A 13,765-nucleotide genomic window follows, 5' to 3' on the forward strand; every position below is an offset into this window, starting at 1 on the left:
TGGTCTCCTCACGTCACCGGGCGGGTCGTGCCCGGCGGGCCCATGCCTGCCGCGCCTTGCGAGCCCGGTCCGCGGCCGACTCCTTGGCCTCGGCCCGCGGCGCCGAGGCGTCGGGCGCGGCCAGTGCGTTCGCGAGCGTGTACACGGTCGGGTACTCGAAAAGCTGCCGGATGGGCAGTTTCGCGGACAGGGCCTCCTGCAACCGGGCGTGCAGGGTGGCCAGCAGCAGCGAGTTGCCGCCCAGGTCGAAGAAGTTGTCGTGCGCACCGACCGCCTCGACGCCGAGCACGTCGGACCACACCGCCGCGATCCGCCGCTCCAGCTCCGTCCGCGGCGCACTGAACTCCCCGATTCCCGCGACGTCGGAGCGGCTCGGCTTCGGCAATGCGCCGACGTCGACCTTGCCACGGGAGTTCAACGGCAGCTCAGGCAGCCACACCAGCGCGCTGGGCACCATGAACTCGGGCAGCGTCAGCTTGAGCCGGGCCAGCACCGAATGCGTGTCCGCCTGGCCGGGCGTGTGCGCGACCAGGTAGGCGACCAGGGGCGCCGGATCGTCCGGGAACGTGTGCACGACGGCCTGGTGCACCAGCGGATCGTTGCGCAGCTGCGCCTCGATCTCCTGCGGTTCGATCCGGTAGCCCCGCACCTTGAGCTGACGGTCCAGCCTGCCGAGGTACTCCAGGGTGCCGTCGGGCAACCAGCGCCCCCGGTCGCCGGTCCGGTACACCGGACCGGGATGGCCGTCGGGATCGACGGCGGCGAAGCGTTCCCGGGTGAGATCGGGCTTGCGCCAGTAGCCTTTCGCGACGGACGTGCCGCCGATGTGGATCTCGCCGGGCATTCCGACGGCGCAGCGCCGGCCCGCCTCGTCGAGGACGTACACGCGGGCGCCCGCGTTCGGCCTGCCGATGCAGTTGAGCACGGTCGCGGTCGCCGGATCGACCTCGTGCAGCGTGGTGTTGTACGTCTCGGTCGGCCCGTACGAGTCGCAGATCCGGTAGCTCGTGCCCGTCGGCGGCAGCACGGTCAGGGCCGAACCGCCGAACACGAGCCAGCGCACGGAGGGCAGTTCCGCACCGGCGGCCCACAGGGCCTCGGCCAGGGGTGTCGGCGTGAAGAACATCGTCACCCGCTGTTCGGTGAGCCAGCCGGCCAGTTCGGGCGCGATCACCTGGGGTTCGTAGACGTGCAGTTCCGCGCCCGCGCTCAGCGTCTGCCACACCTCCCACTGGGTCATGTCGAACGCGACGCTGTGCAGCCAGCTGGCCCGGTCCAGCCGCGTCACCTCGAAGGCGTCGATGTGCCACTGCGTCGCGATGGCGAGACTGCGATGGCTGTACTCGACGCCCTTCGGCGTGCCGGTGGTGCCGGACGTGTACAGCACATACGCGGTGGCGTCCGGGTGTGGCAGCGCGCTCGGCGCACCTGTGGCCGCGGGAACGGCCGCGGTCACGTCGACCACGGGCACGGCGTCGCCGGGTACGTCGGCCAGCAGCGCCGGATCGTCGGTGAGGACGGCGCAGGCGTCGAGATCGCCGAGGATGTAGCCGATCCGGCCCGGCGGGTACCCCGGTTCCAGCGGGCAGAACAGGAAGCCGGCCTTCCACGAAGCGAGCATGGCGATCACCATGTCCTCGCCGCGGGGCAGCAACAGCGCCAGGGCGGGCTGTTCGCCCTTGGCCAGCGGCCGCAGTACGGCGGCGAGTGCCTCGGCCCGTTCGTCGAGGTCGCGGTAGCTGAGCACGCCGCGGCTGGACCGGACGGCCGGTGCGTCCGGGTAGCCGGCGCACCACCGGCCCACGAGTTCGGCCACCGATCCGACGTCCGCCGGTGCCGGGCCCGCTTCCATCCGCGCCAGCTCGACGTTCTCCTCGGCACCGACCAGGTCGAGGGTGTCCAGCGGCTGGTCGAGGACGTCGGCGAAGGAGCCGACCAGCTCGCCCAGCCACCGCGCCATCGCCCGCGCCTGGCCGGCGGTGAAGCGGTCGCCCCGGAACATCAGGGTGCCCGCGAGCGCACCGTCGACGTCGTCGAAGCCCACGGTGAGACCGAACTTCCCGGCGTAGCCGGCGCCGTTGTGGTCCAGCTCGAGCGGCCGCAACTCGATGTCCTCGGCCAGCACCAGCTGCTCCGTGCCGTCCGTCGTGACCGCGAGCAGCACCTCGATGTAGGGCGTCCAGCCCGGCCGCCGGGCCGGCTTGAGCCGGTCGACCACCACGTCGAACGGCACGTCCTGGTGGTCGAACGCGTCCAGTACCGTGTCCCGCACGCGTGCCAGCAGATCCGCGACGGTCGCCCGCTCCGGGAGCTGCGACCGCAGCACGATGGTGTTGAGGCACGGCCCGAGCACATCGGCGAAGTCGTCCCGGTTGGCCACGGGAGCGCCGAAGGTCACGTCGTCCTCGCCCGTCCACCGGTGCAGCAGCGCGGCGACCGCGGTCGCCGCCACGATGAACCACGACACGCCGTGCTCGGCCTGGACGGCACGCAGCCTGGTCAGCGCGTCGGGACGCAGCGGGATCGGCACCGCGCCCGCCGGTTCGGCGGCCAGTGGCGGGACGACCGCCGGATAGGCGGGCGCGCCGGACAGCACGCCGGCCCAATGTTCCACACCGGCCGCGTGATCCCGGTTGCCCTCCGTGGCGAGCACGAAGTCCCGGAACTGCGGCCCGGTCGTGGGCGGCAGTCCGGTCATCGGCGTGCTCGCCCACTCCGACACGTGGTCCAGCAGCGCGCCCAGCCAGTCGGCCATCCGCCGTACGGTCGCCGCCGGGTAGCGGTCACCCCGGTAGGACATGACGGCGCCGATCGCGCCGTCGTCGTCGATGAACGTGACGGTGATGCCGAACTTCCTGTCGTGCTGCCAGCGGTCGAACGGGACGGACACCATCCGCGCCGCGCCGAACTCCGTTTCCTCGGCGGAGTTGACCAGCACGGCGAGGGACACGTCGACGTACGGGATGCGGCCGTTGGCCCGGGGAGGATCGAGCCGATCCAGCACCGCAGGCAACGGCACGGCCTGGTATTCGAAGGCGTCCAGGAAGGATTCCCGGACACCGTCGAGCAGATCGGCGAACGTGTCCTGCTGACCCGTGCGGGATCTCAGCACGACCGTGTTCAGGCAGGGACCGAGGACCGCAGCGTGGCGCTCGTCCTGCCGGTTCGCCAGCGGCAGCCCCATGGTCACGTCGTCGGTGCCGGACCACCGGTGCAGCAGAGCCGCGACCGCGGACGCCGCCACCATGTACCACGACGTACGGTGCTCGGTGCACAGGTCGGCACACCGTTGGGCGAACTCGGCCGAGAACGGCACCGTGAAGGCGCCGTGCGGTCCTGGCCGGGACGGCGCCGGGCCGAGGTCGAGGGTGACCGGCGCACCGGTGAGGTAGTCCGACCAGAACTCGATGCCGTCGGCGCCCTCCTCGCCGGCCAGCCACGCCGCCTGGTCGGCGACGACTTCGCGGAACTGCAGCGGTTCCGCCGGCGGCGCCACCGGCGCGCCGAGTGCTTCCGCGTAGAGGGTGGCCAGCTCCGCGGCGAACACCGGGGTCGATTCGCCGTCGAAAACCAGGTGATGCAGGCACACCAGCAGCGCGTACTCGTCGGCGAACCGCACGAGCCGGACCCGCAGCGGACGACCGGCTGCGAGGTCGAACGGCGTTTCCGCCTCCTGGTCGACGAACGCGTCCACGCGCGCCTTCCGGTCGGCGACACCGACCTCCCGCAGGTCGTCGACGACCACCTCGGGCTGCCACGGTTCCCGGACCACCTGCCGCGGCGTCCCGTTGTGTTCGATGAACGCGGTGCGCAGGATTTCGTGCCGGGCGACCAGCGCGCCGAACGCGGCGCCCAGTGCGGTCGCGTCCACCTCTCCGGCGAGCCGCCACACCAACGGCACGTTGTACGCCGAACCGGTGGGATCGAGCAGTTCGGCCAGCCACATCTGCTCCTGGATAGCGGAGAGCGGCGAGCCGGCCACGTCGGACACCGCCGCTGGACCGCGCCGGTCGACCCGGTCCCGGTCGATGCGGTCGGCCAGCTCCTGCACCCGGGGATGGCCCAGCAGGTCGCGCAGGGTCAGCCGGACCCCGGTCGCCGCGGCGATCTCGCCGACCATCCGGGCCGCCAGCAGCGAATGCCCGCCCAGGTCGAAGAACGAGTCGTCGGCGCCGGGCTCCCGCACGTCGAGTACCCGCGCGAACACCTCGGCGACGGCACGGCCGGTCGCCGTCACCGGCGCCCGTCCGGTGCTGTCGGGCAACGGCTCGGCGTGCCGGCGCAGCGCCGCGAAGTCGGTCTTTCCGTTGACGTTCAGCGGAATACCCGGCACGGCGAAGTAACCGGACGGAACCATGTAGCCGGGCAGGGTCGCGCCGACGTGGGTCCGCAGGTCGGCCGGTCGCGGCGGTTCGCCCGGGCAGCACAGGTAGGCGACGAGCCGGCCCGTGCTGCCACCCTCCAAGGCGACGAGGACGTCGGTGATCGCCGGATGTTCCCGCAACCGGGACTCGATCTCGCCCGGCTCGATCCGGTAGCCACGCAGCTTGATCTGCGTGTCGCTGCGGCCGTGGAACTCGATGGCACCGTCGTTGCGGTGCCGGACCAGGTCCCCGGTCCGGTACATGCGCTGACCGGGTTCGCCGAACGGACAGGCGACGAACCGTTCCGCAGTCAGCTCCGGCCGGTTGAGATAGCCACGGGCGACCTGCTTGCCGGCCAGGTACAGCTCGCCGACGACACCGGGTGGTACCGGACGCAGCCGCTCGTCCAGCACGTAGGCCCGCATGTTCGCCACGGGCCTGCCGATCGCGACGGAACCGGGCGGCAGTGGTGCGCCGGGGTCGAAGAACTCCGCGACGCAGCCGACGGTGGTTTCCGTCGGTCCGTACTCGTTGGTCACCCGCACCGCCGGGTTGGCCGCGCGCCACGCGGCCAACGCCTCCCTCGGCAGGGCTTCGCCGCCGACGATCAGGTCGACCGAGGGTGCGACCTCGGTGTCGACCATGGGCAGGTGGCCGGGCGTGCACTTCAGGAACGCGGCCTTGCCCGCCCGCGCACCCGGCTCGTCGACCGCGGCGAGCCGGACGAGGCCGCCCGAGACGAGCGGGCAGTAGAACCCCGTGATGCTCAGGTCGAAGGACAGGGGCGACGGCATGAGCGCTTCGTCGCGCAGCGCGGGATAGGTACGCAGGGCGTAGTCCACATAGGAGTGGACGTTGCGGTGCTCCGCGACGATGCCCTTGGGGCGGCCGGTCGAGCCGGACGTGTACACGACGTAGGCGGTGGACGCGGGAGTCAGCGGCGCGCGTCGTTCGGTGTCGGTGAGGTCGGCGCTGTCGTCCGCCGTGAGATCCGACTCGTCCAACGTGAGAACCGCGGCGTCGGCCGGGAGCCGTCCGGTCGTTTCGCCGGTCGCCAGGATCAGGATCGGTGCCGCGTCGGCGATCATGTACGCCATCCGGTCCACCGGGATCTCGAGGTCCAGCGGCAGGTAGCCGGCGCCCGACTTGAGCACGGCGAGCACCGCGACCGCGAGCGTGACACCGCGCGGCAGGGCGATGCCGACGAGCGAATCCGGCCGCGCGTCCACTTCGACCAGCCGTCTCGCCAGCCGGTTCGCGGCCGCGTTGAGCTGCCGGTAGGTCATCGTGTCGTCGCCGTGGACCACCGCGATCCGGTCCGGTGTCCTGGCCGCCTGCCGCTCGAACAGCGAGTTCAGCGTGGCGGGTTCGAGCGGGTACGCGGTCTCGTTCCACGTGTCCAGGACCAGCTCGCGTTCGGCGTCGCCGATCAGCGGCAGGTCGGCGACGAGCGCGTCCGGATCCGTGACGCACCCGTCCAGCAGCCGCACGAAACGGTGGGTGATCTCGGCCGCGGTCTCCTCGTCGAACAGCGCTGTCCGGTAGCGGAGGCCGATGCCCGTGCTGCCTATTTCGAACACGAGGTCGCCGGAAGCCGGGTCCGGGCGGCGCTCCACCGGTTCGCCGTCGAGATCGACCTCGAACGAAACCTGGTACGGCGGATCCGGTTCGTCGGCGTCGGCGGCGAGGAGCGTGGCACCGTGGGCATCGATGTCGGCCAGCGCTTCATCGACCTGGGCCAGCAGCGTCGCGTAACTCGGCCGACCGGCGACCGCGACGCGCATCGCGACCACGCCGGCGAACCTGCCCAGCAGGGAAGCCACCTCGGGCCGGTCGCGCCCGTCGGCCGGCACGCCGAACACGACGTCCGTGCCGTTCTCGGTCAACCGGGCCAGCAACGCGGCGCCCGCGGCGATCAGGACCGTCCTCGGCGTCACCGACCGGGCACGGGCCGTCGCGGCGATCCGGTCGGCCAGGCCGTCCGGGAAGCCGGCCCCGACCCGGGCGCCGGTGTCGTCCGCGATGGTCGGCCGTGGCCGGTCCGTCGGCGGCAAGGTGATCGGTGGCGCACCGGCCAGCCGGTCCCGCCAGGAAGCGATCTCCTCCGCAGCCGCGCCCGAGGCCAGCCGGTCGCGTTGCCAGACCGCGAAGTCCGCGTACTGGACGGGCAACGAGGGCAGGATCGCGGCCCGGCCCTCCTGGGCGGCCCGGCACAGTTCGGTCAGTTCGTCGGCGAGCAGACCGAACGACCGGTCGTCGAACACGGCCTCATCCGCCGTGAAGAGCAGCGACAGCCCGGTTTCGTGCCGGAGGAGCCGGGCGTTCCACAACGGCGCCGAGGACTGGCCGAACACCCCGGCCCCGGCGGCGGGCGTGGGAACGCGGGCACTACCGGGAGCGTCCACTGTGGAACCGAGGTCGACCGGTTGGTCGGCCACGACCACCTGCACCACCTGGCCGCCGTCGCGGCGCAGCCGGGTGCGGAGGCTCTCGTGCCGGCCGACCACCGCTGCCAGCGCGGCACGAGCCTGCTCCTCCGTCGACCCGTCGGGCAACCGGATCACCCGCGACGCGGTGGGTGCGGGCGAGCCGTGATTCGCCGCCCCCCACAGCTTCTCCTGGACGAGCGATGCTGGAAAAACCCACTCGGTCACTGCGGCCCTCCCGGACGCGGTAGCTTCGGAATGGCCGTCCCACGGGCCGGCTCGGACGGCCGGATCGGCCGGTCGCCGGGCGAGGGGTCGGGCATCAGCGCGGGCTGCCGGTACACCGCCCGCAGTTCCCGCAGGAACAGCGGCAACGATGCGGCATCGGAGACGAGGTGGTGCAGGCCGAGGAACAGCACTTGACGATCGCCGTCCAGTTCGGCGATGCCGAGGCGCAGCAGGCGGTTCGTGCCGATGTCGAACGTTTTCCTGGCCTGCTCCCGCAACCAGCCCGCCAGCAGTTGCCGCGCGCCGGGCAGGTCCCGCAGGTTCACCGTGGCCACCGGAGGGGTCCACGGCTCGTCGACCCGCTGGTACAGCCGCCCGTCGTGCTCGACGAACGTGGTGCGCAGGATCTCGTGCCGCTCGATCACGGTCGCGACCGCGCCGGCGAGTGCCGCCGGTGACAGCCTGCCCTGCACTTCCCAGGCATACGGCACGTTGTACCGGCCGAGACCCGGTTCCAGGCGCTCCGCCAGCCACATCCGTTCCTGGACGTTGGCCGCGGGCAGCAGGCCATCGGGGACCGTTCTGGTCATCGGCCTGCCTCCTTGGTCGCGGTGAGCGCCCGGGCGAAGCCCTCGGCCGTGGGGTGGTCGAACAGGGTGCGCACGGTGATCCGCACTCCGGTGCGCCGTCGCAGGCGGCTCACCGCGCGCGTGGCCAGCAGCGAGTTGCCACCGAGGTGGAAGAAGTTGTCGGTGACGCCGATCCCGGAGCGCCCGAGCACCGCCTGCCACTCGGCGCACACGATCGCCTCGGTCTCGTCGCGGGGCTCGACCACGGTGGCCGCCGTCGTCAGCTCGACGCCGGCCAGCTTGGCCCGGTCGACCTTTCCGTTGGCGTTCAACGGGAAGCTGTCGAGTATCGCGATTCCGGTCGGCACCATGTAGGTGGGCAGCGTCGCCGCCGCCGCGGCCTGGATGTCCGTCACCGACGGGCGCTCGCCGGAGTCGGCGAGCACGTAACCGGTCAGCTGCGGCCCGTCGGGCTCCTGCCGGACCGCGACCACCGCGGACCGCACGCCGGGGCAGCCGGCCAGCACCGTCTCGATCTCGCCGAGTTCGATCCGGTAGCCACGGATCTTGACCTGGTCGTCGCGCCGGCCCAGGAACTCCAGCACGCCGTCCGCCCGCCAGCGCACGAGGTCTCCGGTGCGGTAGAGGACGTCAGCACCGTCGCCGTAGGGATCACGCGGAAAACGTTCGGCGGTGAGCTCGGGAGCGCCGGTGTAGCCGAGGGCCACGCCCAGCCCGGCCACGCACAGCTCACCGGGCGCACCCGGGGGGACCAGCCGCAGATGGTCGTCGAGCACGTAGCACCGCGTGCCGTTGATCGGCCTGCCGATCGGCACCGAAGTGGCGTCCGGCGGCAGGTCGGTGATCAGGTGGGTGGTCGTGAACGTCGTGTTCTCGGTGGGGCCGTAGCCGTTGCGCAGGACCTTGGGCGGATGCCGGAGCACGGTCCGCACGGTCGCCACGTCCAGCGCCTCCCCGCCGACGATCACGGTGCCGACGGTCGCCACCGCGTCCGGTACCGCCCGGATCGTGTGGTTGAACAGGGACGAGGTCAGCCACAGCGCGGTGATCTCCTGCTCCCGCAGGAAAGCGGCCAGCCGGTCCGGCTCGACCACCACGTCCTGCGGCACGATCACCAGTTGCGCGCCGGTCAGCAGCGCGCCCCAGATCTCGAAGGTCGCCGCGTCGAAGGACAGGCTGCTGGCGTGGGCGATCCGGTCACCCGGCCCGAACCGCACGTAGTCGGTGTCGTGCACCAGCCGGACCACGCCACGCTGCGGCACGCGGATTCCCTTGGGGCGCCCGGTCGAGCCGGAGGTGTACATGATGTACGCCAAGTCCTCCGGCGTCACCGGCACCAGCGGTGGCTCTCCGGTCCGTTCGTCCGAGTCGACCAGCACCCGTGGTCCGGTCCACCCGGGAATCCGGTCGGCGAACGCGTCGCGTGTCACCATCAGGCCGGCATCCGTGTCGGCGAGCATGTAGTTCAGGCGGTCGGCCGGGTAACCCGGATCGAGCGGCAGGTAGTGCCCGCCCGCCCGCAGCACCGCGAGCAGCGCCACGATCAGCTCGGCGGAGCGGTCGAGGCACACGCCGACACACGCCGGCCGGCCGCCCAGCGCCGTGGTCAGCCGCGCCGCCAGCCGGCTGGACCTGTCCGCCAGTTCCCGGTAGCTGAGCACCCGGTCGCCGTCCCGCACGGCCGGCAGGCCGGGATGCCGCTCGACCTGACGGTCGAACGCGTCGAGCACGCTCAGCTCCGCCCGGGGCGCCGGACCGTCCGCGTTGCCCCACGCCAGCAGTTCGGCGTGTTCCTTCGCGTCGAGCAACGCCAGCGCGGACACCGGCACCGTGGGATCGGCACCGGCCGAACCACACAGCCGCTCCAGGTGGACGAGCATGCGCCGGATCGTCTCCGCGTCGAACAGGTCGGTGCGGTAGTCGACCTCGACCCGCAGGCCGCCCTCCATCTCCGTCACGTAGACGTCGAGTTCGAACTTCACCACACCGGGATCGAAGCGGAACGGCGAACACGCCGTGCCCGCGAGCCGCAGGCGGTCGCCGGGCGTGTTCAGGTACGACAGCACGACGCCGATCAACGGCGGCCTGCTCGGGTCGCGGCCGGCGCCCAGTGCGTCCACCAGCCGCTCCAGCGGGAGGTCCTGGTGTTCCCGCGCGGTCATGGTGTGGTCGTGCACCGAGTCGACCAGGTCGGCGAAACTCGGCTCCTCCGACAGGTCGGTCCGAAGCACGACGGTGTTGACGAAGAAGCCGACGAGCTCCTCCAGCTCCGCGCGTCCCCGGTCGGCGACGGCGGCGCCGATCGCGACGTCGGACTGCCCGGTGTAGCGGTGCAGCAAGGTGGTCAGCGCCGCGGCCACGACGGCGAACATCGTCGCACCCCGGCGTTCGGCCAACCGGCGCAGCGGCCGCACGATCGAGGCGGGCAGCTGGTGCTCGACCCGGGCGCCCGTCCAGCCCATCGTGGCCGGTCGCGGCCGATCGGTGCGCAGGTCCAGCAGGGGCATCCCGGCCAGCCGCTCCCGCCAGTGCGCCACCTGCCCGGCGAGCACGGCGGGGGTGCACCGACGCCGTTGCCACGCCGCGAAGTCCGCGTACTGCAGGGGCGGCTCGGGCAGCAGCGGGGGAATCCCGAGGAGGAACGACGTGTACAACTCGGTCAACTCGCGGCCGAGCACCCCCAGCGTCCACTGGTCGGCGACGATGTGGTGCACGCAGAGCACCAGGACGTGGTCGTCGTCGTCGATCCGGAACAGCTCGGCGTCCAGCAGCGGACCGCGGCGCAGGTCGAACGGCGTTCGCGTGCGTTCGCGGGCGAGTTCGGCGGTCCTGCCCAACCGGTCGTCGACGGTGTCACCGTCCACTTCGGTCGTCCGGAGGGCGAACGGTTCGGGTGGGCGCACCACGGCCACCGGCCGGCCGGTGCCGTCCTCGTCCAGTGTGGACCGCAGCACCTCGTGCCTGCGCACGATCTCGGTGAGCGCGGCGCGAAGGCAGCCGGCATCGACCGGGCCACGCAGGCGGTGCGCGAACGGGATGTTGTACGCGGCGCTGCCGGGGTCGAGCTCGTGCAGGAACCACAGGCGTTCCTGGACGAAGGACAGTTCAGCCGGACCCGAGCCGTCCGGCCGGGGCGTGAGGGGATCGGCGGGCGCGGTCCCGTTCAGCCGCCGCAGTACGGCGGCCCGGGCCGGCTCGGCGATCAGGCCGTCCGTGGTCACGCAACCTCCTGACGGGCACCCAGGTCGGCCTCGATCGCGTCGGCCACCCGGATCGCGATCGCCGCGACGGTCGGTTCGGCGAGCAGTTCGCGGACCCGGACCTGGACGCCGAACCGTCCCGAGATGCGGGCGGTGAGCTGGGCCATGGTCAGCGAATGCGCGCCGAACGTCCGGATGTCGTCGTCGAGGCCGATGGCGGGATGGCCGAGCACGTCGACGACCAAAGGGTGTACCGCGGCCTCCGCGGGTGTTCTCGGTTCGGCCGGGCCCCCGGTCGCCAGCCACGACGGTGGGGGCAGTGCCGCGCGGTCGACCTTGCCGACCGGCGTCAGGGGCAGCCGGTCGAGCACGAGGATCAGGTCCGGCATCTCGTGCGGCACGAAGCGTCGTGCCAGTTTCGCCCGCAGCTGGGCCCGTAGCGCCCGATCGATCGACGGCCGGCCGGGCTGGTTGGCCGGCGCGGACGCGGGCACGCCGGACGGTTCCGGCCAGACCACGGCGATCGGTGCCGGCTCACGCACCCACGCGGCGTCCACCGATCCGTCCTCGCGCCCGGCCCGCCAGCTCAGCCTGGTTCGGTACGGCGTGCCGGCGGCGACGCCGAACAGGTCGAGTGGCGTCGGCGCCTCCGGTTCGTCCGGGGTGTCCTGCCGGAGGTCGCCGACCGTGGCGAACGAGGCCCAGTCCGTCGCCGCCGCTGCCGCCATCGGGATGCGGCGCACCGCGACCACCGGCCGCTCGCCGTTCTGCAGCAGGGTGCGGATCGCCCTGAGGTCCATGCCGGCCGACCAGTCCAGCCACTCGACCTCGCCGCGACCGGCCGGCGGCCCGACGTGCACCACCACGTCGAACGTGGGAGCGCCGGGCCGGCGGTGCGTCGGGGTCGGATCGACCGCGGCGACCCGGGGGGCCACCTCGAGTGCGGCGAACGCACCCGGGTGCACCGCCAGGCCGGTGTCCGCGCGCAGCCGGCTGCCGACCCGCCAGCGCAGCTCCTCGATGGTCATCTCATCCGGAGCGCCGGCCAGCTCCCGGTTCGCGTACGCCGCCGCCAGCAGCGGGAGGGACCGCACGCCGGACGCGATGACGAGACCGCCGTCCCTGGTCGCGCGAACCGCCTCGCCGATCGCGCCGAAAAGCGTTTCGACGCTGCGATACACCCCGGGCCGGCAGTCGAGCACGGTCGCGTCGAACTCCGCTTCCGCCGTCACCTCCGCGACGGTGCCGACCCGGACGTGCCGGGCCGCGACCCGGTCGATCCCGGCGAGACCGCTGCCGATCTCGAGGATCGTGCCCGCCTTGGGCAGCTGCGCGAGCGTCACCTCGGTGGCCCTCGCCACGCCCGGGGGAACCGGGGCCTCGTCCAGGTCACCGTCGGGCCGCCACGCCGGATCCCCGGCCACGTACGCGACCAGCCGGGCCGGCTCGCCGGGGGGCCGGATCGCGACCACGGCGGCCTGTGCGGCGCCCGGGTGGTCGAGCAGCGTCCGCTCGATCTCCTCCGGTTCGATGCGGTGTCCGCGCACCTTCACCTGCCGGTCGAGCCGGCCGAGGAACTCGAAACTGCCGTCGGCGCGCCGGCGGGCCAGGTCACCGGTGTGGTAGCGGGTCGCGCCGGGAGCAGCCGGATCCGGCCGGAACCGGCGCGCCGTCAGTTCCGGCCGGCCGAGGTAGCCGCGGGCGACGCCGGGACCGGACACCACGATCTCGCCGGGCTCGCCCTCCGGCACCGGCCGCTCGTCCTTGTCCAGCAGGTGCACGCCGACGCCCGCCATCGGGTGGCCGATCAGGATGGGGCCGCTGCCGGTGGCGTCGTCGTCGACGACGGTGGACGTGACGTAGACCGTGGTCTCGGTGGGGCCGTAGATGTTGATCAGCCGGAAGGGCAGCCCGGGCCTCGGCCGCCTGCGCAGCGCCTCGCCTCCGGTCACCAAGTAGCGCAGGGGCAGCTCGGCGAGCCCGGGCTGGACGAGCAGGAGTTCGGCGAGCGCGGTGGTCAGGAAGCACACCGTCACGTCGGCGGCCCGCAGCGCCGCCACCAGCCGAGGCGGCTCGGCGCGATCGTCGTCGGCGATGGCGACGACCCGCGCGCCGACGACCAGCATCGGCCACAGGTCGAGAATGGCGGCGTCGAAGCTCAGCGGCGCGGCAAGCGACCCGCGATCCGCGCTGGTCAGGCCCAGCGCCTCGACGTGCGTGCCGCACAGGTGGGCGATGCCGCCGTGGGTCAGCCGCACGCCCTTGGGCTGCCCGGTCGAAGCGGACGTGTACATCACGTAGGCGACGTCGTCCGCCTGCACGTCCTCCGGTGGTGGTGTGGCCGGGTATCCGGCCACGAGCTCGGCGTCCCGGTCGAGCCGGATCGTCACCGTCCCCTCGAGCGTTTCCAGGCCGCCGCTCGTGACGAGCACGCCCGCACCACTGTCGGTGAGCAGGTAACGCAGCCGCTCGATCGGGTAGGTGGTGTCCAGGGGCAGCACCGTGCCGCCCGCCTTCAGCACGGCGAGCAGCGCGACGTAGTGGTCGAGGCCGCGATCCAGGTGCAGCGCGACCACCGAACCACGGGCCACGTCCAGTGCCCGCAGGTGATGGGCGAACCGGTTGGCCCGTTCGTCGAACTCGCGGTAGCTCAGGGTGGCACCGGCGCAGGAGATCGCGGGCAGGTCCGGCGTGTCGGCGGCCCACCGGGAGACGGCGTGGTGCACCGGGCCGGGACACCCATCGGAATCGGCTGCAAGCACCGGATCATTGTTTCCGCGGCGGTCGCGCGCAGCATCTCCTCCGGTGCGGTCGACAGCGATCGCCGGGGACCGGACGACATCCGCACGCCGGGAGACGCCTCGGCCGTCGGGCGGATGACAGGCTCGGCCACCAACTGCTACGGGAGAATTGGACGCCGATGGCCTCGGGCAGAGCTAGGGAGCGGACGGCTCCGA

4 protein-coding genes are annotated in these 13,765 nt (G+C 72.6%); all 4 read right to left on the reverse strand.

All coding sequences use genetic code 11. The annotated features are described in order from the left end of the window. Positions 1-13: 13 nt before the first annotated feature. Genes AB0J55_RS01575 through AB0J55_RS01590 form a run of 4 tightly spaced genes read right to left on the reverse strand, consistent with a single transcriptional unit; the run spans position 14 to position 13,570 of the window. Positions 14-7,018: an amino acid adenylation domain-containing protein gene (locus AB0J55_RS01575; RefSeq protein ID WP_364241201.1), complete on the reverse strand. Its 7,005-nt coding sequence runs from the start codon at positions 7,016-7,018 to the stop codon at positions 14-16. Beyond that, positions 7,015-7,608, reverse strand: coding sequence for a condensation domain-containing protein (locus AB0J55_RS01580; protein WP_364241204.1), 594 nt, complete (start codon positions 7,606-7,608; stop codon positions 7,015-7,017). Before AB0J55_RS01580 ends, AB0J55_RS01575 begins: the two co-directional genes overlap by 4 nt. After that, on the reverse strand, positions 7,605-10,829 hold the full coding sequence (locus tag AB0J55_RS01585) for an amino acid adenylation domain-containing protein (protein ID WP_364241206.1): 3,225 nt from the start codon (positions 10,827-10,829) through the stop codon (positions 7,605-7,607). Before AB0J55_RS01585 ends, AB0J55_RS01580 begins: the two co-directional genes overlap by 4 nt. Then, entirely contained in the window at positions 10,826-13,570 is a 2,745-nt protein-coding gene (locus tag AB0J55_RS01590) for an amino acid adenylation domain-containing protein (protein WP_364241209.1), read from the reverse strand. The genes AB0J55_RS01585 and AB0J55_RS01590 overlap by 4 nt, the downstream gene beginning before the upstream one ends. Between the last annotated feature and the right edge of the window lie 195 nt (positions 13,571-13,765).

The organism is Amycolatopsis sp. NPDC049688 (assembly GCF_040674975.1).
Classification (GTDB): Bacteria; Actinomycetota; Actinomycetes; order Mycobacteriales; family Pseudonocardiaceae; genus Amycolatopsis.

What these genes read in the sequence shown, in the direction of transcription:
- AB0J55_RS01580 (WP_364241204.1), bottom strand. Translation starts at nt 7,608, where the DNA reads ATGACCAGAACGGTCCCCGATGGCCTGCTGCCCGCGGCCAACGTCCAG.